Below are 21,836 nucleotides of genomic sequence, written 5' to 3'. Positions count from 1 at the left end.
GCAAAATGGATGACAACCGAAGGCCCATCAAGACGCGCTCTGCGGGCTGGGCGAAATACATCACCGACCTTCTGGTGAAACGAGACATCTCCCCCAATCAGATCTCCGTCGCCAGCATCGCCTTCGCGCTCGCCGGGGCGGTGGCACTGAATCTCGATAACGGGCTCATCGGCTCGATCCTCTGCACCGTCGGCATTCAATTGCGCCTGCTGTGCAACCTCTTCGACGGCATGGTGGCGATCGAGGGCGGCAAGAAATCCGACATCGGCAGCCTCTACAACGAATTCCCCGACCGCATTGCCGACAGCCTGCTGATCGTCGCGCTGGGGTATGCCATCGGCTACGCCGATCTCGGCTGGTTCGCGGCGCTGGCCGCGGCACTGACGGCGTATGTCAGGGTGTTCGGCGGTTCGATTGGCCTGAAGCAAAGTTTCATCGGCCCAATGGCCAAGCAGCATCGAATGGCCGTGATGACTGTGGCCCTTCTGTTGAATGCCGTCGAAGCCAGCGTTTATGGCACTCACTACGTGCTGTTGATCGCGCTGGTCGTCATCGCTGTCGGTTCAGCCGCGACCTGCGTCACGCGCACGCTGGCCATCTCGCGCCAGCTCAAGGGGAATGCTCATGTGGATCAGTAACGCGCTGATTTCTGTTCTTCGCTTCCTGATCGGCGTCACCGCCCGATGGGAAAGCCCGCCGGACCTGACACGCCAGCGCATCTATTTCGCCAATCACTCCAGCCACATGGACACCCTGGCAATCATCGCGGCGCTGCCCCCGGAAGCCCGGGTGAACGTGAAACCGGTCGCCGCTGCGGATTACTGGGGAAAGAACAAATTTCTGTCGTACATCTCGCAAAAAGGCCTGAACGCAGTGCTGATCGAGCGAAACCCAGCGCCCGGCGTCAACGTGCTGGAGCCGATTTTCGATGTGGTGCGCGCCGGCCATTCGATCATCATCTTTCCGGAAGGCACGCGTGGTAGCGAGGCGTTGCCCGGTCCTTTCAAATCAGGGCTGTACCGTTTGGCCGAGACATTCCCCGAGGTGGATCTGGTGCCCATCTACCTGGAAAACCTGCATCGCTCCATGCCGAAAGGCAAACACGTCCCGCTGCCCATTATCTGCACGATCCGTATCGGCGACCCGCTGCCGAGGATAAGCGGCGAGGAAAAACAGGTGTTTCTGGATCGGGCGCGTGAAGCGATTGTGAGGTTGTCGGAATGAATCTTGACGAAAAGTTCTTGTGGTTCTTCGGCGCCATTGCCGTCCTGTTGGCAATCGCTTCGGTCATCGGCCGGATTCTGGCGAAGCGCGCCAAAACAGAAAGCTCGATGTCGACCATCGAGAACCTCAACCAGCGGGTGAATGCCTGGTGGGGCATGGTGATCATCTTCTTCGTGTCCTACCTGCTGGGCGGGAACGCGACGGTTATTCTGTTCGGCTTCATTTCGCTGTTCGCGCTCCGGGAGTTCATTACCCTGACGCCGACCCGGCTGGGCGACCATAACGCGCTGTTTTCGGCGTTCTTCATTCTGATCCCGCTGCAATACGTGCTGATCGGCACGCACTGGTATTCGCTGTTCACCCTGTTGATTCCGGTGTACGCGTTCCTGCTGTTGCCGGCGATTGCGGTGCTGAGCCAGGACACCGACGCTTTTCTGGAACGGGCGGCCAAGATTCAGTGGGGGGTGATGATTTGCGTCTACTGCATCAGCCACGCGCCGGCCCTATTGCTGCTGGACCTGGAAGGTTTCAAGGGGCAGAACGCGCTGCTGCTGTTCTATCTCGTGTTCGTCGTGCAACTGAGTGACGTGTTGCAGTACGTGTTCGGCAAACTATTCGGCAAGCACAAAGTTGCGCCGCTGGTGAGTCCGTCGAAAACGGTGGAAGGCTTGGTCGGTGGCGGTCTGTCGGCCACGTTGATTGGCGGGTGCATGTTCTGGATGACCCCGTTCAGTTTCTGGCAGTCGCTGCTGATGTCGCTGGTGATCGTGGTGATGGGTTTTCTCGGTGGGCTGGTCATGTCCGCCATCAAGCGCAGCCTGAGCGCCAAGGATTGGGGGACCATGATCAAAGGGCATGGCGGCATGCTGGATCGGATGGATTCGATCTGTTTCGCGGCGCCGATCTTCTTTCACCTGACGCGGTATTTCTTTTCCGCCCCATAAAATAGACACCACCCCCTGTCAGTGATCGTTCCCACGCTCTGCGTGGGAATGCAGCCCGGGACGCTCCGCGTCCCTGAAGCGGACGCGGAGCGATCGGTGAGGCATTCCCACGCAGAGCATGGGAACGATCATGCAAACCCAATCACCCCTTCCCCATGCATCTGCCGCAACAATGCCGTGCCACTCGCCATAAACTCCGGCGATCCAACGGCCCCCGCCTCCACTGCCAACCCTTCCAACTGCGCCTGCCCGTCCAGCTCGGGAAATTCCTCGATCCGCTGCAACAACCGCCACGCCAGCGGGCTCAGCTCGGAAAATTTCACACTCCAGTCCTCGGCTCGACGCACCAGCAGCAAAGTCGGTTGAGCCGGTGGCGCTTCCGGTTGATGATCCGGCCCCACCAACTGCACCGGCCAGGCATAAGCCAACGGCCACGCCAACGGTGACACCAGCAACGGTCGCGCCAGAATCAACGCCACATCACTCGGCGGCAACGGCTCCGCTTCGGACTGTTGCAACGCCATTTCGACCCACTCGTAATGCGCCAGCTCCACCATGAACGGAGGCCACACACCTTCGCTCAATGCACTCGGTTCCGAGGCCAGGAACTCGACAAACTCCTGGGCGATTTCGCCGAATTTCGGGGTACGCGCACGACAGTCCCGCAGGAAGATCCGTACCAGCGAACGCCAACGCTCATCACCGAGAATCTTGATCAGCACCGGAAAGGTCCCGCTAAGCAACAACGACAGGTTGGAAAAAATCAGGTCGCGGTAAACCTGTGCCCGCGCCACATCCATCCCGGCTGGCGGCGCGCAATGGTCCGGGTCACGCAGGTACAGACCCAATGTGTTTTGCTGGTCAAACAGGCCTGGCTTATCCACGGTTCACCCCCTCGGCCTGCAAGCGACGAATAGTCTGCAATTCAGTCACCAGTTCAGAGAACGCGGGGAAGTTGAAATCCCGCTCCAGCAATGTCGGCTGTGCGCCAAACCGGGCGTAGGCCTGGGCCAGCAACGACCAGACCACCGGTTTCACCGACGCGCCATGGGTGTCGATTTTCAACGTATCGGACTCATCGAAGTGCCCGGCCACGTGCATCGCCACCACCCGGCCCGAATCGATTCCGGCCAGAAAGGTCTGCGGATCGAAGCCATGGTTGATCGAGTTGACGTAGACATTGTTGACGTCCAGCAACAGGTCACAATCGGCTTCACGCAGGACCGCGTTGGTGAAGGTCACTTCGTCCATATCCTGCTGGGGCGCGGCGTAGTAGGAGACGTTTTCCACCGCCAGGCGCCGGCCGAGAATGTCCTGGGCCTGGCGAATTCGCGCGGACACGTGGTGCACCGCTTCTTCGGTAAACGGCAACGGCAACAGGTCGTAAAGGTGACCGTCATCGCTGCAATAACTCAAGTGCTCGCTGTACAGCGGCACGTTGTAGTGATCGAGGAACACCCGCACTTCCTGCAAAAACCCGACGTCCAGCGGTGCCGGCCCACCCAGCGACAGCGACAAGCCGTGGCAAGACAACGGAAAACGCTCGGCCAGGGCCCGCAGCGCATGGCCATGGGCGCCGCCGATGCCGATCCAGTTTTCCGGCGCGACTTCCAGGAAATCGTAATCGCCGGTACGGGCGGCCTGGAGGTCCTTCATTAATCCGCGACGCAAGCCAAGCCCGACGGTCGCTTTCGCTGAGGTGATGGGGGTCTGCATGGTGTCGATCTCAAGGGTTGCCAGTACGGAGTCACAGTTAACCGAAGCGATGTATCGGGGCTGTGTTCCGGTTCGGCAGAACATCGTGGCGGTTGTATCGCCGACGGGCCTGTACACACTCCGGTACAGACCCTTCGGCAGGCGTTACGCCAGGTCGTATTTCTCGCGTACCAGATGGCCGATGCCGATGCGATCGAGCACGTTCATCGGGCACAGGAAGGTCACGCGCACGGTGCCCGGCAGGCGGCTGATGTCGATCGAGCCGGTGATGGTCGCGCGGTTGAGCACTTCGTCATACGGCAAACCGGTGACCGAAGCGGCACGTTTCAAGCCGTTCTCGACGGCGACGTTGAGGTTCTCGCCGCTGCCGATAAAGGTGATCGGCCCGCTCTGCTCGATTTCATGCTGACCCCAGCGCTCGCCCAGTTCGCGGACTTTCTGCCGTTGTCGGGCATTCATGGGCCGGGCCATCGGCGGCAGATCGTCGAGGTTTTGCAGGAGGATCGGCCCGTCCAGGGTCAGGTTCTTCACCACTTGCACCACCACTTCGGTTTCCCCGGAGCAGTCGGTGGCGTGCCCTGCGATCTCGCCGTTGCCTTGCTGGGCGTGCATGTCGCCCATGTACACACCGGCCCCCGGCACTTTCACCGGACAGATCAACACGCAGCCTTCGCGGATCGAGTTGGTGTCCATGTGGCCGTCGGTCTTGGCCGCGTGCAGCTCTTCGCGGGTCATGCCGAAACGGTGTGGGGCGTTGATCAGGTATTGGCCGAAATCGGCGCAGTTGTGCGAATCGGGCAAGTCACGGGACGGCGTGGTGCCGATGTTGCCGAGGAACGGGCGCATGTGCGCGGCAACTCCGGGGATGTCGGCACGGGCCAGAGACAGGATCGAATGCTGGGCGGCGAATTCCGGCAGCGCCGACATTTCAGAGGCATTGCCGGCCAGTCGGTTGGCGACGTCCTGGTTGACGGTCAGGCTGACCTGATTCTGTGCATCGAACACGATCACGTAGCCATGGCTGAAGCGAAACGCACTGACCTCGGCGCCGCAGTTGTTACAGCGAATCGACTCCTCGCCAATGCCTTCGACATGACTGGCCGGGTGGTCGGTGCCGCACTTGGAGCAAAATTTGGCGACAAACGGGTCGCCGTTGTAGCGCCCCTCAACAAAGCTCATGACCCCGGACGACGTCGCCAGCGAGGTGACGCGCATGCTCTTGATCTTGATCGCCACGGCGTCGCCGATTTCCGCGCCAGCGATGGCCACCGGTTGCGTCACTTCGTGGCCGCCCTCGAAGGCGGGCGTGATCATCGGGCCCCAGCAACCCGGCGGTGTGCCGGTGATCAGGGTGCCGCCGTCGGCCAGAGGGCCGAGCATCGGCTGGCTGGGGCCAATGAGACCGTTGGTGTACTGATCGACGCGCAGATGGTTGACGGGAGCGGATTTCAGGTCGGTTTCAGGCACGAGCGTGGTCATTATTGTTCCCTTCACGGAGTCACGAGCAAAGACGGCCGCCTGTTGCGACGACCCTGAAAAGTGCCTCGACAGCCCCGGATTTCGGGCGCTGGTTAGCCTTTACAGTTCATCGCAGGTTTGTATCTGGTCTGTGTTCGGTGGGAGCCGCGAATGAAGTGGAATGTATCGGGACGGCGGCTGGATACAGTGCGATACACATCGCAAATTCTTGCAGGAGCGAGGCTTGCCCGCGAAGACGGAGTGTCAGGCAATACTTTTGTCGACTGACACGGCGACTTCGCGGGCAAGCCTCGCTCCTACAGGGATTTGTGTCGGCCAGGGGAATGGCGCTTTCGTCGCTTCAGGCCGCCGCGCACGGGGCTCGGACTAAACTTACTGCACGCGGGACGTGCACAGCGTCCTGTTCATTCCCACGACCACCGCCCAGAGGTGTACGCCTCGATAAACAAGGCCTCTGGACCGTGATCCTGCTGAAGGAGCACATGTGATGGACGAGGCCAGACTGAATGACTTCATGGGCAAACTGGTGAACGACATGGGCGGCGCGGCGATGCTTGCCAACGTCATCCTCGGCGAAGAGCTCGGCCTGTACCGGGCCATGGCCGACAGTCAGCCGATCACCCCTGAAGCACTCGCCGACAAGACCGGCTGCAACCCCCGCCTGCTGCGCGAATGGCTCAGCGCCCACGCCGCGTCCGGTTACATGGAACACGAGGGCGGCCAGTTCCGCCTGCCCGAAGAGCAAGCCCTGGCGCTGGCGATCGAAGATTCGCCGGTCTATATCGCCGGCGGTATCGGGGTGGTCGCGTCGTTTTTCCATGACAAGGACAAACTGGTCAACGCCATGCGCGGCAACGGCGCCCTGGCCTGGGGCGATCACCATCCGTGCATGTTCAGCGGCACGGAGCGGTTCTTCCGCCCCGGGTACAAAGCGCACCTGATCGCCGAGTGGCTGCCGGCCCTGGAAGGCGTGGTCGCCAAATTACAGGCGGGCGCCAAAGTCGCCGACATCGGCTGCGGACACGGCGCCTCCACGGTGATCATGGCCCAGGCGTTCCCGGACTCGCGGTTCGTCGGCTTCGACTACCACGCACCGTCCGTCACCGTCGCGACCCAGCGCGCCGAAGAAGGTGGCGTGTCCGGGCGTGCGCGGTTCTTTCAGGGCACGGCGAAAAGCTTCCCCGGCGACGACTATGACCTGATCTGCTATTTCGACTGCCTGCACGACATGGGCGACCCGGTGGGCGCGGCGAAACACGCCTATGACGCTCTGAAACCGGACGGCACGGTGCTGCTGGTGGAACCGTTCGCCAACGATTCGCTGGACGACAACGTCACCCCGGTTGGCCGGCTGTTCTACGCCGCCTCGACCTTCATTTGCACGCCGAACTCGCTGTCCCAGGAAGTCGGCCTTGGGCTCGGCGCTCAGGCGGGTGAAGCGCGGTTGCGCAAGGTCTTCACCGAAGCGGGGTTCAAGACTTTCCGGCGGGCCACGGAAACGCCGTTCAACCTGATTCTGGAGGCGCGAAAATAACCACGCCGCTCACGGGCTCGCATTCGGCAGGTTGGCAAGTGCTACGCTGCAAACACTCAAGATACCCGGAGTGTTGAACATGCTTGACCGCCGCATCCACGAACAACTCGACCGGCTCCAGCAGCTGATGGCCGAGCAGCCGTTCATGGTCCTGACCGGCGCCGGCATCAGCACCCCGTCGGGCATTCCAGACTACCGCGACAACGAGGGCGTTCGGCGTGGCCGGCAACCGATGATGTATCAGGAGTTCCTGTCGGCCCCGGAATCACGGCGCCGCTATTGGGCGCGGGCGATGCTCGGCTGGCCGCGCGTGCGCCAGGCTCAACCGAACGTGGCCCACGAAGCCCTGGCCAGTCTGCAAAGCAGCCGGCAGATCAGCGGGCTGATCACTCAGAACGTCGACACCTTGCACGATCAGGCCGGCAGCCATGATGTGATCGAACTTCACGGCAGCTTGCACCGGGTGCTGTGCCTGGACTGCGGACAGCGCAGCGAGCGGGATTCGATCCAGCACCTGATGGAGGCGCAGAATCCCTATCTGGCCGGGGTCGATGCGGTGCAGGCGCCGGACGGCGACACGTTGCTGGATCCGGCGTTCGAGGCGCGGTTCCAGGTGCCGCATTGCCCGCATTGCGCGGGTGAGCGGATGAAGCCGGACGTGGTGTTTTTTGGCGAGAACGTCGCGCAGGTGACGGCGGCCAAAGCCATGGCGGCGGTGGAACAGGCGGCGGGATTGTTGGTGGTGGGCTCTTCGTTGATGGCGTATTCGGCGTTTCGCTTGTGCCGGGTGGTGGCGGATCAGGGCAAGCCGTTGATGGCGATCAATCTGGGCAAGACCCGGGCAGATGACCTCCTGGATATGAAGATTGAGGCCTCGTGCGAACAGCTGTTGCCCTTGCTGGCACAGCACCTCTCCTCTTCATCACCCTAAACCCCTGTAGGAGCGAAGCTTGCTCGCGAAGGCGTCGTGTCAGTCGACTTCAATGTTGAAGGCGCCGGCCTTTTTGCGGGCAAGCCTCGCGCCTACAGGGGATTGTGATCAGGGCATGGACACTCGCTCGCCCAGATTCTCGGCTTTGAGGATATCGAACAACGCCTGCGCCGCCGCCGACAGTTCCACTCCTGGCTTGGTCAGCACCCCGATCGCCCGCTCCACCACCGGGTCGCGCAAGGTAATGCACCGTGCGCCCAACTCGCGCATCTGCCCGGCGCACAGGGCTGGCACGGCGCTGACGCCCAATCCGCTGGCCACCATCCTTCCGACTGTCGCCAACTGATGGCTTTCAAACTCCACCGGCAATTTCATCCCCCGGGCCTGCAAGTGTTCTTCCAGCATCACCCGTACCGTCGACGGACGCTGCAAGGTAATGAACGGTTCCTGGAGCAACGTCTGCCAATCAATGTCGTGCCGTTGCGCCAAGGGAGAGTCGTCCGGCACCACGGCAACGAAACGGTCCATATACAACGGCGTGAATGCCAGCGATGAACTCTGCGACGGCTCAAACGCCACCCCCAGTTCCACCTGCCGGTCGCGCACCATTTCCAGCACTTGCTCGTTGATCACGTCGTTCACCGTGACGTTGACCTTGGGATAACGGGCGCGAAAAGTCTTGAGGATCGGCGGCAGCAGATTGCCGGCAAACGACGGCATTGCCGCCAGGGTCACGCGCCCGCGCTGGAGGGTGAAACGCTGGCGCAGTTCATCCTCGGCGTTGTCCCAGTCCGCAATCAGCCGGCGAGCCAGGGGCACCAGGGATTCGCCTTCCGCCGTCAACGCCACATTACGTGTGTTGCGGGTGAATAGCCGGCCGCCCAGCCCCTCCTCCAGCGCTTTGATGGTCAGGCTCAAGGCCGATTGCGACAGGTGCAACCGCTCGCAGGCCACGGCGAAACTCAGGCTCTGGGCCACGGCCAGGAATGCGCGGATCTGCTTGACTGTCATGGGCGCGGGCTCCAACGTATTAAAGATAAGTGATTGGTGAGTTTTATCTATCAATCAACCTTAAAAATCAACTTAACAAATAAATCATCCAGCGAGACACTCCTACCCCATACGGCTAGCCAGCCGCCCACAAAGAATAAAAGAGGTGCATATGGCAGGTTTCGACAAGCGCGTGAGTTCCTATGAGGAAGCTCTGGCAGGTCTTGAAGACGGCATGACTGTGATCGCCGGCGGCTTCGGCCTGTGCGGGATCCCGGAAAACCTGATCGCCGAGATCAAGCGCAAGGGCACCCGTGACCTCACCGTGGTTTCCAACAATTGCGGCGTCGATGGTTTCGGCCTCGGCGTGTTGCTGGAAGACCGGCAGATTCGCAAAGTGGTGGCCTCCTACGTCGGTGAGAACAAACTGTTCGAAGACCAACTGCTCAAAGGCGAAATCGAAGTCGTCCTGACCCCGCAAGGCACCCTCGCCGAAAAAATGCGCGCTGGCGGTGCCGGCATCCCCGCTTTCTTCACCGCCACCGGCGTTGGCACTCCGGTTGCCGATGGCAAGGAAGTGCGCGAATTCCATGGCCGCAAGTACCTGATGGAAGAATCCATCACTGGTGACTTCGCCATCGTCAAAGGCTGGAAAGCCGACCACTTCGGCAACGTGATCTATCGCCACACCGCCCAGAACTTCAACCCGCTGGCCGCCACTGCCGGCAAGATCACCGTGGTCGAAGTCGAAGAAATCGTCGAACCCGGCGAGCTGGAACCGTCGCAGATCCATACCCCTGGCATCTACGTCGACCGAGTCATTTGCGGCACGTTCGAGAAGCGCATCGAACAGCGCACCGTGCGTAAGTGATCCCCAGCCCCCGGACCTGAAGGAAAAATAACAATGGCACTTTCCCGCGAACAAATGGCTCAACGCGTCGCCCGCGAAATGCAGGACGGCTTTTACGTGAACCTGGGCATCGGCATTCCGACCCTCGTTGCCAACTACATCCCTGAAGGCATGGAAGTCATGCTGCAGTCGGAAAACGGCCTGCTCGGCATGGGCCCCTTTCCTACTGAAGAAACCATCGATGCCGACATGATCAACGCCGGCAAACAAACGGTGACCGCGCGTATCGGCGCGTCGATCTTCTCATCGGCCGAGTCCTTCGCGATGATTCGCGGGGGTCATGTCGACCTGACCGTGCTGGGCGCCTTTGAAGTCGACGTGCAAGGCAACATCGCCTCGTGGATGATCCCCGGCAAACTGGTCAAGGGCATGGGCGGCGCCATGGACCTGGTGGCCGGCGCGGACAACATCATCGTCATCATGACCCACGCGTCCAAGGACGGTGAGTCCAAGCTTCTGTCCAAATGCAGCCTGCCGCTGACCGGCGCCGGGTGCATCAAGCGTGTGCTGACCGACCTGGCTTACCTTGAAATCGAAAATGGCGCGTTCATTCTCAAAGAACGTGCGCCGGGCGTCAGCGTCGAAGAGATTGTCGCCAAGACCGCCGGTAAACTGATCGTGCCGGATCACGTTCCGGAAATGCAGTTCGCTGCCCAGTGAGGAATTCTTCCATGCAAGACGTCGTTATTGTTGCCGCCACCCGAACCGCCATCGGCAGTTTCCAGGGCTCGCTGGCCAATGTGTCCGCCGTTGACCTCGGTGCCGCGGTGATCCGTCAGCTGCTGGCGCAAACCGGCCTGGACGTTGCTGAAGTCGATGAAGTGATCATGGGCCAGGTGTTGACCGCCGGTGCCGGGCAGAACCCGGCGCGCCAGTCCGCGATCAAGGCCGGCCTGCCGTTTACCGTGCCGGCGATGACCCTGAACAAGGTCTGCGGCTCGGGTTTGAAAGCCTTGCACCTGGCCACTCAAGCGATCCGCTGCGGCGACGCCGAGGTGATCATTGCCGGCGGCCAGGAAAACATGAGCCTGTCCAACTACGTCATGCCCGGAGCCCGCACTGGCCTGCGCATGGGTCACGCGCAAATCGTTGACACCATGATCAGCGACGGCCTGTGGGATGCGTTCAACGATTACCACATGGGCATCACCGCCGAGAACCTGGCGGACAAGTACAACCTGACCCGCGAGCAACAGGACGCCTTCGCCGCGGCCTCGCAGCAGAAAGCCACGGCTGCCATCGAAGCCGGGCGTTTTGTCGATGAGATCACACCGATCCTGATCCCGCAGCGCAAGGGCGATCCGCTGTCCTTTGCCACCGATGAGCAACCGCGTGCCGGCACCACCGCTGAAGCGCTGGGCAAACTGAAACCGGCCTTCAAGAAGGACGGTTCGGTGACTGCCGGTAACGCCTCGTCCCTGAACGACGGTGCCGCCGCCGTGATCCTGATGAGCGCCGACAAAGCCAAGGCCCTGGGTCTTCCAGTGCTGGCGAAAATCGCCGCTTACGCCAACGCGGGCGTCGACCCGGCAATCATGGGCATCGGCCCGGTCTCGGCCACGCGCCGTTGCCTGAGCAAGGCTGGCTGGTCCATCGACCAATTGGACCTGGTCGAGGCCAACGAAGCCTTCGCCGCGCAATCCCTGGCGGTGGCCAAGGATCTGGAATGGGACTTGAACAAGGTCAACGTCAACGGCGGCGCCATCGCCCTCGGTCACCCGATCGGTGCGTCGGGCTGCCGGGTGCTGGTGACCCTGCTGCACGAAATGATCAAGCGCGACGCCAAGAAAGGCCTCGCCACCTTGTGCATTGGTGGTGGTCAGGGCGTGGCTTTGGCGATCGAACGGGCGTAAAGCGTTCAACAGACTGCGCGGGGACCCACGAAGAACCGCGCAGTCTGGTAACACCCCCGGTGTTCCTGCGTTGCAGGCTTTTGTGGCGAGGGAGCTTGCTCCCGCTGGGTTGCGAAGCAGCCCCAAAATCCCGGCAATTGTCGAAGATTTTGCGAGCGCTTCGCGCTCGATCGGGAGCAAGCTACCTCGCCACAGTCAGTATCTGTCTGGGCTGACAGTCATCAGAAGCACCGGGTTCTTTTTTGCCCCAGCCTTCAGGCAAATCTCACCAGGTTCAGCGTGGGCAACGGGCCGCCCGGAAAACCGCGTTATCGTTCATCGCGAGCAGGCTCGCTCCCACAGGGTTTTGTGTTCACCTCAGATCCACTGTGGGAGCGAGCCTGCTCGCGATGAGGCCGGCCCAGTCACCCCAAAAATTGCAAGATCAACCAGCTATTCGCCCCACTGATCACCCCAAACAACCCCCACGCCAACACCCGCGTCGGCCAGCGATTCACAAACGGTCCCATCAATTTGTGATCGTTGGTCATGCGAATCAGCGGGTACAACGCAAACGGCAACTGCAGACTCAACACCACCTGACTCAACACCAGCAACTTGCCGATCGCATTGTCACCCATCAGCCAGACGCCGATGAACGCCGGGATCAACGCCAGCCCCCGGGTAATCAGCCGTCGTTGCCAGCACGGGATCCGCAGGTTCAGATAACCCTCCATGATCACCTGCCCCGCGATGGTCCCGGTAAACGTCGAACTCTGCCCGGACGCCAGCAAGGCCACCCCGAACAACACACTGGCCAAGGCGCCGCCCACCAGCGGGTCGAGCAAGTGATAGGCGTCCTGGATGTCCACCACATCGGTATGCCCGCTCTGATGAAAGGCCGCCGCGGCGAGGATCAGGATCGCCGCATTGACCAGCAGCGCCAACGCCAGAGAGCCAATGGTATCGATCCGCGCCAGTTTGACCGCGTCCCGCTTGCTGGCCAGGTCCTTGCCGATCATTCGGGTCTGTACGATCGAGGTGTGCAGGTACAAGTTATGCGGCATCACCGTGGCCCCGAGGATGCCAATGGCCAGGTACAGCGGCGCGGCATCGCCAATGGCAGACAGGGACGGCGTAAATCCACGGGCGACGTCCGGCCAGTACGGCTTGATCAGCAGCAACTCGACGAAGAAGCACACGCCGATGGTGCTCACCAGCACCAGCATGATCGCTTCCAGGCGGCGGAAACCACGGTTTTGCAGGGCCAGCACCAGCAGCGTGTCAAACGCGGTCAGCGCGATGCCGACAGTCAGCGAACAGCCCAGCAGCAAGTGAAAGGCCAGCGCACAGCCGAGCACTTCCGCCAGATCGGTGGCGATGATCGAGATTTCCGCCAGCACCCATTGAGTCCGCGCGGTCCGTGTGCTGTAGCGCTCCCGGGACAGCTGCGCCAGATCGCGGCCGGTGGCGATGCCCAGGCGCGAACACAGACACTGCACCACCATCCCCGCCAGACTCGCCAGCAGCACCACGAACAACAGGCTGTAACCAAAACGCGAACCGGCCTCGATGGCGGTCGCCCAGTTGCCCGGGTCCATGTAGCCGATGGACACCAGCAAGCCAGGACCGGCAAAGCGCAGCATGCGTTTGAAAAATGAAGCGTTGGGATCAACTGCAACGCTGCCCGCCACTTCCGGCGGGCAAAACGGCGCAGTGCCAACCTTGGGCAAACTGAATTTCACGGACACATCCGTCGACAGGTGGAAAAGCGCAGCTTAGACGTTTCAGCCCCTGCGCCCAAGGGGCAAATGCCCGGGTATCAGGCGCCGTGGCGGCGGAAGAACAAGGTCACCTGGCCCAATTCAACACCGAACTTGGTCATGGCGGAGCGATTGGCCATGGTGTTTTCGTCCAGCAAGTACATCCAGTCGTCGAAATGCACCTGGTAGACCTTGTCGTCCACCGGCAGGCTCAGTTCATAGCGCCAGTGCAGCGCGTTGCCGGCGACCTCACCGCGAGACTCGCCGACCACATCGCCGGCCGTACCGCGCCAACGGCCAGGGCCGTCCGGGTACAACGTCCAGACACGGGTCTGCTTCGTGCCGTCGCTGTAGGTAAAGGCTTCATGCATGATCAGGTTCTGACCGTCCATTCGGCTGTTGATCAGCACATGAAAGCGTTTGACCACCTCGCCCGAGCGCTTCTGGAACATTCCCCAGCCATCCACTCGCCCGACGAAGAACCCGGGTAGATCGAGCTTGGGGTTTTGCTCGCTGTAATGCTGCACATCGACGCTGCAACCCGCCAGGCAGACGCACAACACCAGCAGCAGATTTTTCAACATGTCATGCACCTCAAGGCTTGGCGCTGCCCAGCAACTGCTGGCGCAACTCCGGATTACGTGTACGTGGGTCGAGCCAGATATCGAAAAAGGCCCGGGCGAATTGCGGGTCTTTCACTTCGTGTTGCGGCTGCTGGCCGACAAAGAACCGCGCGCCCTGCCCCGGCAAATAAACGCCGGTAATGCGCATGCCGGCTTTTACGTCGACGAACGACTGTTGCATCTGCACCTTCCAGCGCTCGAGTTGCTCGGTGCTGACCGAGGCGCCGGACAACCGCTTGATTTCATCGACACTGGCCTGCACCAAATCATCGCGGGAAATGCTGCGCTGATAGATCAGCTCCAGGGCAAACGGCTGGTCTGGCGCCAAAGGCCGGGCTGCACTCCAGAGCCGAGCGTTGTAGACATCGAATCCGAACACCCGAAACTCGCCGGCACCGATGATCTGCGCGCCGGGCAATGCCTCCTGCCAATTGGCCAAGGCCTGGGTGCATGACAATCCCAGCAACAACACACCGTGATACAGGCGCAACCGGAGTCTGTTCATCGCGTTTTTCTCACCATGGGCATCTGTTAAAAACTTATACGCAAAGCTACGTTTTGTACAATTATTTGAGTTGCAAGTTTTGTATACAAAACCCCCTCATTCCTAGAGCAATCCTGCGTCCGCAGTGCTAACGTTGGCGCCTCACTCAGGTCGGAGACGTGTGCGTGCTGATGCTCAAGCTGCTGGTGATTCCAGGCTTCCTCTTGTTGATTTCCCTGGCTGGCAAACGCTGGGGCCCCAGCGTGGCCGGTTGGCTGTCGGGATTGCCGGTGGTGGTCGGGCCGATTCTGTTCTTCCTTGCCATCGAACAAGGCCGGGTGTTCGCCGCTCAATCAGCGACGGCGGCGTTGTCGGCGATGTCCGCGATGATTGCCTTCTGCGTGACCTACGCCCAGGTCGCTCAACGGGCAGGATGGCCATGGGCGTTGACCATTTCACTGCTGGTCTGGTCCGCCGTGGCCGTGGTGCTCTCGCTGATACCCCCCTCGCTGATGTTCTCGGTGATCGCGGCCGCCACCGCGCTGCTGGCGGCGCCGTACCTGTTTCCCAGTGTGCAACCCATCGTTACAGGCCCGGCGCCGAAGTCCGACAGACTGCTGCTGCGCATGATGGCCGGCGCCCTGCTCACCCTCGCCGTGACCTTACTCGCCAGCACCGTCGGCGAAGGCTGGAGCGGTTTGCTCGCGGTGTTCCCGGTACTCGGCAGCGTGATGGCGGTGTTTTCCCAGCAAACCCGCGGCCCGGCGTTTACGGCAGCATTGCTGCGGGCGACGGCGACCGGCATGTATTCGTTCGCGGCGTTTTGCCTGGTGTTGGCGCTGGCGTTGCCCGACATGGGCATGAGCGCCTTTGCCCTCGGTGTTGCGGTGTCCGTGGGGATGTTGGGCATAACCAGGCGCTTGCTGGCGCGACCGATCAACTCGACGACCGAGACTGGACGATCAGCGATCAAACGCTAAGCTCCTTCACATCCAGAGGGCCAGGATGTCGCCCGCTACGTGCTGAAGGAACAGACATGAGTCTCGCATCGTCCCTCGTCCGTCCCCCCCACTCAGCCACCGCCGTTGGCGTGATCGCGATAGTTCTCTGGTCCTGCCTCGCGCTGTTGACCACCCTCACCGAAGGCATTCCGCCCTTTGAACTGCTGACACTGAGCTTCGGCATAGCGTTTGTGGCGAGCCTGGTGATTCTGGGTCGGCGCGGGCTCGCCGGCTTCAGTAGCTGGCGACAGCCCTGGGCGGTATGGGTGACCGGGTTCGTCGGCATTTTCGTTTATCACGCGCTGTATTTTTTCGCGCTCAAAGTAGCCCCGGCGGCCGAAGCCAGTCTGATCAACTACCTGTGGCCGCTGTTGCTGGTGCTGCTCTCGGCGTTCTCGGCCGGGGAAAAGCTGAACAAACGGCAAATGCTCGGCGCACTGCTGGGGCTGGCCGGCACCGCGTTCATCATGCAACAACACGGTCCGGAGGCTGGCGCCTCGATGCCCATCGCCGGTTATCTCGCGGCCTTCGGCTGTGCGGTGATCTGGGCCGGTTACTCGGTGATCAACCGACGGTTCAACAACGTGCCCAGCAGCATCATCGGCGGGATCTGCGGTATGTCGGCCGTGTCCGGTCTGATTTGCCATCTGGCCTTCGAAACCACGGTACTGCCTGATCCCGGCCAATGGACCGCGATTGTGGTGCTTGGCCTCGGGCCGGTCGGGTTGGCATTTCTTGCCTGGGACCACGCCACCAAACACGGCAGTCTGGCGACGCTGGGGGCGCTTTCCTATCTGGCACCGTTGATATCGACGTTACTGCTGCTTGCCGTGGGACGCAGCCAGGCCGGTCCGATCCTGATCATCCCTGCCGTGTTGATCATCGCGGGGGCGGTGATCGCCACGTCGAGCGCAAGCGATAGAGCGCCCGCAACACGTTCAATTGTTCCGAACGAGTAAAGCTACCGAACCCGATGAACGTTGCCCTGCTACTCGAAGCGTCTGGCTACGCGCATTACATCCTCGGCGAGAACGGCCTGGCGGCCTACCCGAACGTCAAGCGTCTGTTCGATGAAACAGCGCCCGCCCGGGCGCCCAGCGTGCGCAGGATCTCAGGGAGAAATGGGTGTTCAAGACCGAGTTCAACGAAGAAACCCGTCATAACCTGTTAGCGCAAAATCAGGCCTGAGACTGTGGTGAGGATGGTTTTCGGCAGCTGCTACAAATCGTGTTCCATGGGATGATTGCGGCGAATGCGCGATCATCCCTGGAGTTTCCGAATGTCATTGTTGAGTAAAAAAGCCGTTGTCCTGTTACTGACGGCGGCCGCCAGCCTGGGGGCGTTGAATGCCTCTGCCGCCAAGGCCACCGCCAGCGATAAAGCGCCAACGCAAGTGGTCTCGATGCTCGGCGGCAAGTTCAAGTTCACCCTGCCCAAGGGCTTCATCGCCAACCCGCTCCCGGCCGGCGACGCGGCTACCGGTACAGCCGGGGCAACGGGCACCATGTACACCAACCAGACCACCAAAACCGTCGTAATCGCCGCTGAAAACACCATCCCCGGTGGCGCCAACGTCAAGGATAACGACGGTCCGTTCCTCGACTCCGCAGCGGCCGACTTCGCCTCAGAACAAGCCAAGGCACTGCCGGACTTCACCAAACTCAGCGAAAAAAGCCTGACGCAGAAAGGCACCGGTCTGGGCTTGCGGCAGATCGACAGCACCGCCACCCAGGGCGGCGGCAAAACCCTCGACACCACAGTGATGGCCGCGTCCAACACGCGCATGGCGATCGTTCAGGTGATTTCCCGCCTCAGCGACAACGGCGGCCACGAGACGCTGGTCAAGCAGATCGTCAGCGGCAAATAAGCTTCAGGGGTTGAGGCGCTGCAACCAGGCGCTCAAATCCTGCATTTCGGTGGCACTGATGCTGTGACCGACACCGGGGTAGGCATGAAACTCAGGCTTGAGAGACAGGCTCTGTAACAGGCTGTTGGCCTCGGTGCCGTCGATGTACGGCAAGCGTTTGTCTGCCGTGCCATGACCGATGAAGATCGCCAGCTTCTGGCGTTTTTCATCCGGTTTGAGTTCGGATTTCAGCACCGGCAGAATCCGCCCGCTCAGCGCCGCAATCCCGCCGACGGCTTCGGGATGACGCAGCGCCACCTCGTAGGACATGATCGCGCCTTGACTGAAACCCACCAGGAATACCTTGTCGGGTTCGGTGTGATACTTCTTCGCCGCCTGTGCAATGAAGTCCAGCAGCACCTGGCCGCTGGCCTTCAGATCATCGGTCTCACCGTTGTAGGCAGCGTTGCCCTTCTCGCGAAACCACTTGTAACTGCCCTCCTCCATCACCATCGGTGCCCGCACTGACAGGAAGGTGTATTGCGCAGGCAATTGATCCTTGATATCGAACAGGTCCTGCTCGTTACTGCCGTAACCGTGGAGGAAAATCACCAGGGGCTGGTGGCGGGACTCGGGATGCGCCTGCTCAAGGTATTTGAGCGGCAGATCAGTGTGCAGCGGGGTTTCAGCGTGGACGGTGGCCGAGGCCAGCAGCGTCAGCAGAGCGAGAAACTTCAACATAAACCTTCCTTCACAAGTGCAGGATTCGGGGGGAGCCTAACACTGTGCGCACAGCAAGGGGATTTGTGGCGCTGTTGATGCCGTCTTCGCGAGCAGGCTCGCTCCCACAGTGGATGTGTGTCGCACATCAAACCTGTGGGAGCGAGCCTGCTCGCGAAGAGGCCTTTGGCAATGGCGACAACCCTCAGTCGTTAACCAGTTTCCCCACCCGAATCACCTCACGCCCCGCCACCTTCGCCTGCCACGTCCCCGGCTGCGTATACCGCCCGCGATCAATCGCAAACAACACACCGCTGGTCCCGGCGCGCACGGTTGTCACGCGGTCGCTCAGCGGATCAACCACCTCAAACAGCGCATCGCCCTTCTCCACCCACTCACCCGAATCACGCAGAAAACTGACCACCCCGTGATGCGGTGCAAACAGGTATTCGGTGCCCTCGAACGGCATGCCTTCACAGCACTCGCTGGGTGCCGCAGGCCAGGTGCCCGTGATGAAACCCTGCTCGGCGAGAAACCCCAGAATCGCCTCGCAATTGGCCTGGGCCTGATCGACTCGCGTATCGCCCATGCTGCCCAGTTCCAGCGTCGTCGCCAGATTGGCCGGGGGAATCGCCGCCTCGGGGAAGGCCCGCGCCAGGCGCAGCCACGGCGACGAACAGGACTCATCGAATGAACTGCCGCCGGAGTCTTCACAGAGCAACGCCACCCCGGCCTTCAGACGCGCGGCCAGGGATTGCCACTGCGGCCAGTGTTGTGGCAACGCATACAAATGAATGGCCGCATCGAAATCGCAATGCAGGTCCAGCGTGATGTCAGCCTCGCAGGCGTGCCGCAGCAGCAGGCGGTGCATGGCTTCCAGCTGCGAAGCCGGTGCCGGCAAGTCGTCGAGGACTTGGCCCATGGTCTGGCGAATCAGCGCGATGTTGGCCTGCGCATCTTGACCCAGCTGGTCGCCAATCAATGCGGCCACCGGGGTACTGAGTTCAACGAAGGCGCGGTTGAAGTTCTTGCCGCTGCCCAGCTCGAAGCGCCCCATATGGCTGCCTTGCAGGTGCTGGTCAAGGCCGATCGGATTGGCCACCGGCACCAGCTCGATCACGCCCTGCAACTGGCCCTGGGTTTCGAGTTCGGCCAGGCGTTTCTTCAGCTCCCAGGCTGTGCGCATGCCGGGCAACTCGTCAGCGTGCAGGCTGGCCTGGATGTAAACCTTGCGAGGACCCGCGCCGTAACGAAACACGCTGAGGGTGCGTTCGGTGCCCAGGTGGCTCCAGGGCAGAGGATGGTCGATGCGTTGCATGGTCACTCCTGAATGGCTGAACGGCGAAAATCACCTGTGGGAGCGAGCCTGCTCGCGAAAGCGGTGTGTCAGTCAACATAAATGCAGCTGACCTACCGATTTCGCGAGCAGGCTCGCTCCCACAAGGGATTTCATTTCAACACAGAGAGGGCATAAAAAATGGCAACCGCGTCAACGGTTGCCACTTTTTTGAACGGCGTGATTACTGGCCGTAAACGTCAAAGTTGAAGTACTTGTCTTGCACTTGCTTGTACTTGCCGTTGGCGCGGATTTCGGTGATGGCGGTGTTGAATTTGTCGGCCAGCGCAGTATCGCCCTTGCGCACAGCGATACCGGCGCCGCCGCCGAAGTACTTGGCGTCTTCGTAGGTCGGGCCGACGAAAGCGAAGCCTTTACCGGCGTCGGTTTTCAGGAAACCGTCGTCCAGGTTGACCGAGTCGGCCAGCAGCGCGTCTACGCGACCGGACACCATGTCCAGGTTGGCTTCCTGCTGGGAGCCGTAGCGAACCAGGTTGATACCGGCCGGAACCAGCACTTCGGTGGCGAAGCGGTCGTGGGTACTGGCGCGCAGCACACCGACTTTCTTGCCCTTGAGTTCGGTCAGCGGGTCCTTGATGTCGGTGCCTGCCTTCATCACGAAACGGGCCGGGGTGTGGTAGTACTTGATGGTGAAATCGACGTTCTTCTTACGATCGTCAGTGATGGTCATGGACGACAGGATCGCGTCGATTTTCTTCACTTTCAGTGCCGGGATCAGGCCATCGAATTCTTGCTCGACCCAGGTGCACTTCACTTTCATCTGCTCGCACAGCGCGTCGCCGATATCGACGTCGAAACCGGTGAGTTTGCCGTCAGGGGTTTTCATCGAGAATGGCGGGTAACCGGCTTCGATACCAATGCGGATCGGCTTGGCGTCATCGGCCACGGCGGTCAGGGACAACATCGACAGTGCCAAGGCACCAAACATCACTAGCTTCTTCATTTATAACTCCTGTGTGCGGAGGCTTTTATTGGCAGCTTTCGAATGACTTTCGGTCGGTGAAGATCGAAGTGGCCGGCAGTCTAGAATGGCTTCTAATGGGCAAATTGTTTTTAAGCGACAAATACTTATAGAAACGTGGCTGCTCCATTCAAAGCCCTTGAAGCGTGCGCCAAGGCGGTGCAAGGACTGTAGGACAAGCCCTTTTTTCAGACAAAACCTACACGCAAAAACTACAGAGAGTACCGATGCCCACCTTGAATCTGATCCAGCACCACCCCGCCGAAGGTCCAGGCGCCATTGCCGATTGGGTAGCGTCCAGAGGGGTGACGCTGGACATCTTTCGCGCCGACCTCGGCCAGTTACCGCCGGTTAGCGCGGCGCCCGTGATCGTGCTGGGCGGACCTTATGAATCCAACGCCGGGCCGGCGTGGCTGGAAGCAGAACGGCAGTGGCTGGCGGCCAGCCTGGATCAGGGCGCGGCGGTGTTTGCGATTTGTCTGGGGGCGCAGTTGCTGGCGCTGAGCCTGGGTGGAAACGTGCGGCGGATGGATCGATCCGAAACCGGCTGGACCACCGTGACGTTCGTCGATGGCCGGACGCTGAAGGTGCTGGAGTGGCACGAAGACGCAATCGACTTGCCGCCTGATGCGCAAGTGCTGGCCAGCAGCGATCAATGTGAACAGCAGATGTATCGCGTGGGGCCGACGCGGGTGGGCTTGCAGTTTCATCCAGAGTGGAATGCGGAGTCGGTGGCCATGCTCAATGCGCACTTTGGAGAGGAGTCGCCGTTGCCTCGGGGGCAACAGGACAGCGCCGCCCATGCAGCCGTGTTCGAGTGGTTGCAGGCAACGCTGGATGGGTGGTGGGCAGCGTGCTCAAGCAGTCGCTGAACTAAGGATTGACGGGCTCCTGTGGCCAGTGAGCCTTTGTGGCAACGGAGCTTTTGTGGCGAGGGAGCTTGCTCCCGCTGGAGTGCGAAGCGCTCCCAAAAATCTTCGACAATTGCCAAGATTGCGGGGCTGCTGCGCCACCCAGCGGGGGCAAGCTCCCTCGCCACGATGGTTCAGCGGTGTCTGAATATCAGCATTCGCAGCCGATGACGGTGGTGGCAGGCTGTCGCACTGCAACACTCAACTCAAGCCCCTCATCCAGCCACCCGGTCACGCCGCCGATCATCTCCTTGACCGGGTAACCCAGCGCCGCCAGCTTCACCGCCGCCTTGTGCACACCGTTACAGTGCGGCCCGGCGCAATAGACCACAAACAAGGTGGACGTCGGGTAACCCGCCAGGCTCTCGGCGGTGAGCAGGCGTCCGGGAATGTTGATCGCGCCGGGCACATGCCCGCGTTCGAACGCTAACGGTCCGCGAACGTCCACCAGGACAAAATCCACATCGCCGGCCTGTTGGCTGCTGTACACGTCGGAACAATCGGTTTCAAAGGTCAGACGGTTGCTGAAGTGCATCAGGGCAATGGCCGAAGGGGCTGCGGGAATGGCGCGGACCTGGCTGGTCATGGGCTGTACTCCAAAGTCTTGAGT

The 21,836-nt window shown here is 61.1% G+C and carries 23 protein-coding genes and 1 pseudogene; 13 read left to right on the top strand and 11 right to left on the bottom strand.

Annotated elements, in window-relative coordinates:
• Positions 1 to 5 precede the first annotated feature (5 nt).
• Genes AB4N91_RS08685 through AB4N91_RS08675 form a run of 3 tightly spaced genes read left to right on the top strand, consistent with a single transcriptional unit; the run spans position 6 to position 2,168 of the window.
• Complete coding sequence (locus AB4N91_RS08685) at positions 6 to 638, top strand: CDP-alcohol phosphatidyltransferase family protein (RefSeq protein ID WP_010455508.1); 633 nt, start codon at positions 6 to 8, stop codon at positions 636 to 638.
• Positions 625 to 1,224: a lysophospholipid acyltransferase family protein gene (locus AB4N91_RS08680; protein WP_077749092.1), complete on the top strand. Its 600-nt coding sequence runs from the start codon at positions 625 to 627 to the stop codon at positions 1,222 to 1,224. The genes AB4N91_RS08685 and AB4N91_RS08680 overlap by 14 nt, the downstream gene beginning before the upstream one ends.
• On the top strand, positions 1,221 to 2,168 hold the full coding sequence (locus tag AB4N91_RS08675) for a phosphatidate cytidylyltransferase (RefSeq protein WP_200666500.1): 948 nt from the start codon (positions 1,221 to 1,223) through the stop codon (positions 2,166 to 2,168). The genes AB4N91_RS08680 and AB4N91_RS08675 overlap by 4 nt, the downstream gene beginning before the upstream one ends.
• A gap of 128 nt (positions 2,169 to 2,296) precedes the next feature.
• Here AB4N91_RS08675 and AB4N91_RS08670 read toward each other — a convergent pair whose 3' ends face one another.
• The 3 genes from AB4N91_RS08670 to AB4N91_RS08660 all read right to left on the bottom strand — a co-directional run bounded on the left by AB4N91_RS08670 (position 2,297) and on the right by AB4N91_RS08660 (position 5,363).
• Positions 2,297 to 3,052 carry an HvfC family RiPP maturation protein gene (locus tag AB4N91_RS08670; protein ID WP_460112301.1) on the bottom strand — a complete coding sequence of 252 codons (756 nt, stop codon included), beginning with the start codon at positions 3,050 to 3,052 and terminating at the stop codon, positions 2,297 to 2,299.
• Positions 3,045 to 3,884, bottom strand: coding sequence for an HvfB family MNIO-type RiPP peptide maturase (locus AB4N91_RS08665; RefSeq protein ID WP_460112300.1), 840 nt, complete (start codon positions 3,882 to 3,884; stop codon positions 3,045 to 3,047). The genes AB4N91_RS08670 and AB4N91_RS08665 overlap by 8 nt, the downstream gene beginning before the upstream one ends.
• A 144-nt stretch (positions 3,885 to 4,028) precedes the next feature.
• The gene (locus AB4N91_RS08660; RefSeq protein ID WP_077749089.1) at positions 4,029 to 5,363 is read right to left on the bottom strand and encodes an acetamidase/formamidase family protein; all 1,335 of its coding nucleotides are present in this window, start codon (positions 5,361 to 5,363) and stop codon (positions 4,029 to 4,031) included.
• Between the two features lie 487 nt (positions 5,364 to 5,850).
• Here AB4N91_RS08660 and AB4N91_RS08655 point away from each other — a divergent pair, with 487 nt between their 5' ends.
• Both AB4N91_RS08655 and AB4N91_RS08650 read left to right on the top strand, forming a co-directional pair.
• Entirely contained in the window at positions 5,851 to 6,897 is a 1,047-nt protein-coding gene (locus tag AB4N91_RS08655) for a class I SAM-dependent methyltransferase (RefSeq protein ID WP_010455519.1), read from the top strand.
• Between the two features lie 79 nt (positions 6,898 to 6,976).
• Positions 6,977 to 7,828 (top strand): NAD-dependent protein deacetylase, encoded by an 852-nt coding sequence (locus AB4N91_RS08650; RefSeq protein ID WP_460112299.1) that lies wholly within the window; start codon positions 6,977 to 6,979, stop codon positions 7,826 to 7,828.
• 108 nt (positions 7,829 to 7,936) lie between these two features.
• Here AB4N91_RS08650 and AB4N91_RS08645 read toward each other — a convergent pair whose 3' ends face one another.
• Entirely contained in the window at positions 7,937 to 8,839 is a 903-nt protein-coding gene (locus tag AB4N91_RS08645; RefSeq protein WP_102595014.1) for a LysR family transcriptional regulator, read from the bottom strand.
• A 151-nt stretch (positions 8,840 to 8,990) separates the two neighbouring features.
• On the opposite strand from AB4N91_RS08645, the gene AB4N91_RS08640 reads away from it, so the two are divergent.
• From AB4N91_RS08640 to AB4N91_RS08630, 3 genes are read left to right on the top strand one after another with little or no spacing between them, the layout of a single operon-like run.
• Positions 8,991 to 9,689, top strand: coding sequence for a CoA transferase subunit A (locus tag AB4N91_RS08640; RefSeq protein WP_010455522.1), 699 nt, complete (start codon positions 8,991 to 8,993; stop codon positions 9,687 to 9,689).
• A gap of 33 nt (positions 9,690 to 9,722) precedes the next feature.
• Positions 9,723 to 10,388 carry a CoA transferase subunit B gene (locus AB4N91_RS08635; RefSeq protein ID WP_010455523.1) on the top strand — a complete coding sequence of 222 codons (666 nt, stop codon included), beginning with the start codon at positions 9,723 to 9,725 and terminating at the stop codon, positions 10,386 to 10,388.
• 11 nt (positions 10,389 to 10,399) lie between these two features.
• A complete protein-coding gene (locus AB4N91_RS08630) occupies positions 10,400 to 11,581 on the top strand; it encodes an acetyl-CoA C-acetyltransferase (protein WP_083376409.1) in 1,182 nt (393 codons plus the stop codon).
• A gap of 404 nt (positions 11,582 to 11,985) precedes the next feature.
• Here AB4N91_RS08630 and AB4N91_RS08625 read toward each other — a convergent pair whose 3' ends face one another.
• From AB4N91_RS08625 to AB4N91_RS08615, 3 genes are all read right to left on the bottom strand, one after another.
• Positions 11,986 to 13,305, bottom strand: a complete 1,320-nt coding sequence (locus tag AB4N91_RS08625; protein WP_077749086.1) for an Nramp family divalent metal transporter — start codon at positions 13,303 to 13,305, stop codon at positions 11,986 to 11,988.
• A gap of 77 nt (positions 13,306 to 13,382) precedes the next feature.
• A complete protein-coding gene (locus AB4N91_RS08620) occupies positions 13,383 to 13,907 on the bottom strand; it encodes a DUF3833 domain-containing protein (RefSeq protein ID WP_010455527.1) in 525 nt (174 codons plus the stop codon).
• 10 nt (positions 13,908 to 13,917) lie between these two features.
• On the bottom strand, positions 13,918 to 14,451 hold the full coding sequence (locus tag AB4N91_RS08615) for a chalcone isomerase family protein (protein ID WP_010455529.1): 534 nt from the start codon (positions 14,449 to 14,451) through the stop codon (positions 13,918 to 13,920).
• A gap of 164 nt (positions 14,452 to 14,615) precedes the next feature.
• On the opposite strand from AB4N91_RS08615, the gene AB4N91_RS08610 reads away from it, so the two are divergent.
• The 4 genes and pseudogenes from AB4N91_RS08610 to AB4N91_RS08595 all read left to right on the top strand — a co-directional run bounded on the left by AB4N91_RS08610 (position 14,616) and on the right by AB4N91_RS08595 (position 17,298).
• Complete coding sequence (locus tag AB4N91_RS08610; RefSeq protein WP_460112298.1) at positions 14,616 to 15,410, top strand: hypothetical protein; 795 nt, start codon at positions 14,616 to 14,618, stop codon at positions 15,408 to 15,410.
• A 56-nt stretch (positions 15,411 to 15,466) separates the two neighbouring features.
• A complete protein-coding gene (gene yddG, locus AB4N91_RS08605; protein WP_460112297.1) occupies positions 15,467 to 16,390 on the top strand; it encodes an aromatic amino acid exporter YddG in 924 nt (307 codons plus the stop codon).
• Positions 16,391 to 16,431: 41 nt separating this feature from the next.
• Positions 16,432 to 16,619: pseudogene (locus AB4N91_RS08600) on the top strand (glutathione S-transferase family protein); the annotation flags it as partial.
• A gap of 91 nt (positions 16,620 to 16,710) precedes the next feature.
• Positions 16,711 to 17,298, top strand: a complete 588-nt coding sequence (locus tag AB4N91_RS08595) for a DcrB/PsbP domain-containing protein (RefSeq protein WP_460112296.1) — start codon at positions 16,711 to 16,713, stop codon at positions 17,296 to 17,298.
• A gap of 3 nt (positions 17,299 to 17,301) precedes the next feature.
• Here the strand turns inward: AB4N91_RS08595 and AB4N91_RS08590 are convergent, their stop codons facing one another.
• From AB4N91_RS08590 to AB4N91_RS08580, 3 genes are all read right to left on the bottom strand, one after another.
• A complete protein-coding gene (locus AB4N91_RS08590; protein WP_010455540.1) occupies positions 17,302 to 18,018 on the bottom strand; it encodes an alpha/beta hydrolase in 717 nt (238 codons plus the stop codon).
• Between the two features lie 184 nt (positions 18,019 to 18,202).
• Positions 18,203 to 19,315, bottom strand: coding sequence for a succinylglutamate desuccinylase/aspartoacylase family protein (locus AB4N91_RS08585; protein ID WP_010455542.1), 1,113 nt, complete (start codon positions 19,313 to 19,315; stop codon positions 18,203 to 18,205).
• A gap of 202 nt (positions 19,316 to 19,517) precedes the next feature.
• The gene (locus tag AB4N91_RS08580) at positions 19,518 to 20,297 is read right to left on the bottom strand and encodes an ABC transporter substrate-binding protein (RefSeq protein WP_010455544.1); all 780 of its coding nucleotides are present in this window, start codon (positions 20,295 to 20,297) and stop codon (positions 19,518 to 19,520) included.
• A gap of 245 nt (positions 20,298 to 20,542) precedes the next feature.
• Between AB4N91_RS08580 and AB4N91_RS08575 the strand changes: the two genes are divergently transcribed.
• On the top strand, positions 20,543 to 21,187 hold the full coding sequence (locus AB4N91_RS08575; protein ID WP_460112295.1) for a type 1 glutamine amidotransferase: 645 nt from the start codon (positions 20,543 to 20,545) through the stop codon (positions 21,185 to 21,187).
• A gap of 190 nt (positions 21,188 to 21,377) precedes the next feature.
• Here AB4N91_RS08575 and AB4N91_RS08570 read toward each other — a convergent pair whose 3' ends face one another.
• Positions 21,378 to 21,812, bottom strand: coding sequence for a rhodanese-like domain-containing protein (locus AB4N91_RS08570; RefSeq protein WP_200666512.1), 435 nt, complete (start codon positions 21,810 to 21,812; stop codon positions 21,378 to 21,380).
• Positions 21,813 to 21,836 lie beyond the last annotated feature (24 nt).

Source organism: Pseudomonas sp. H3_D04 (assembly GCF_054669175.1).
This window is presented reverse-complemented; position numbering and strand designations above follow the sequence as displayed.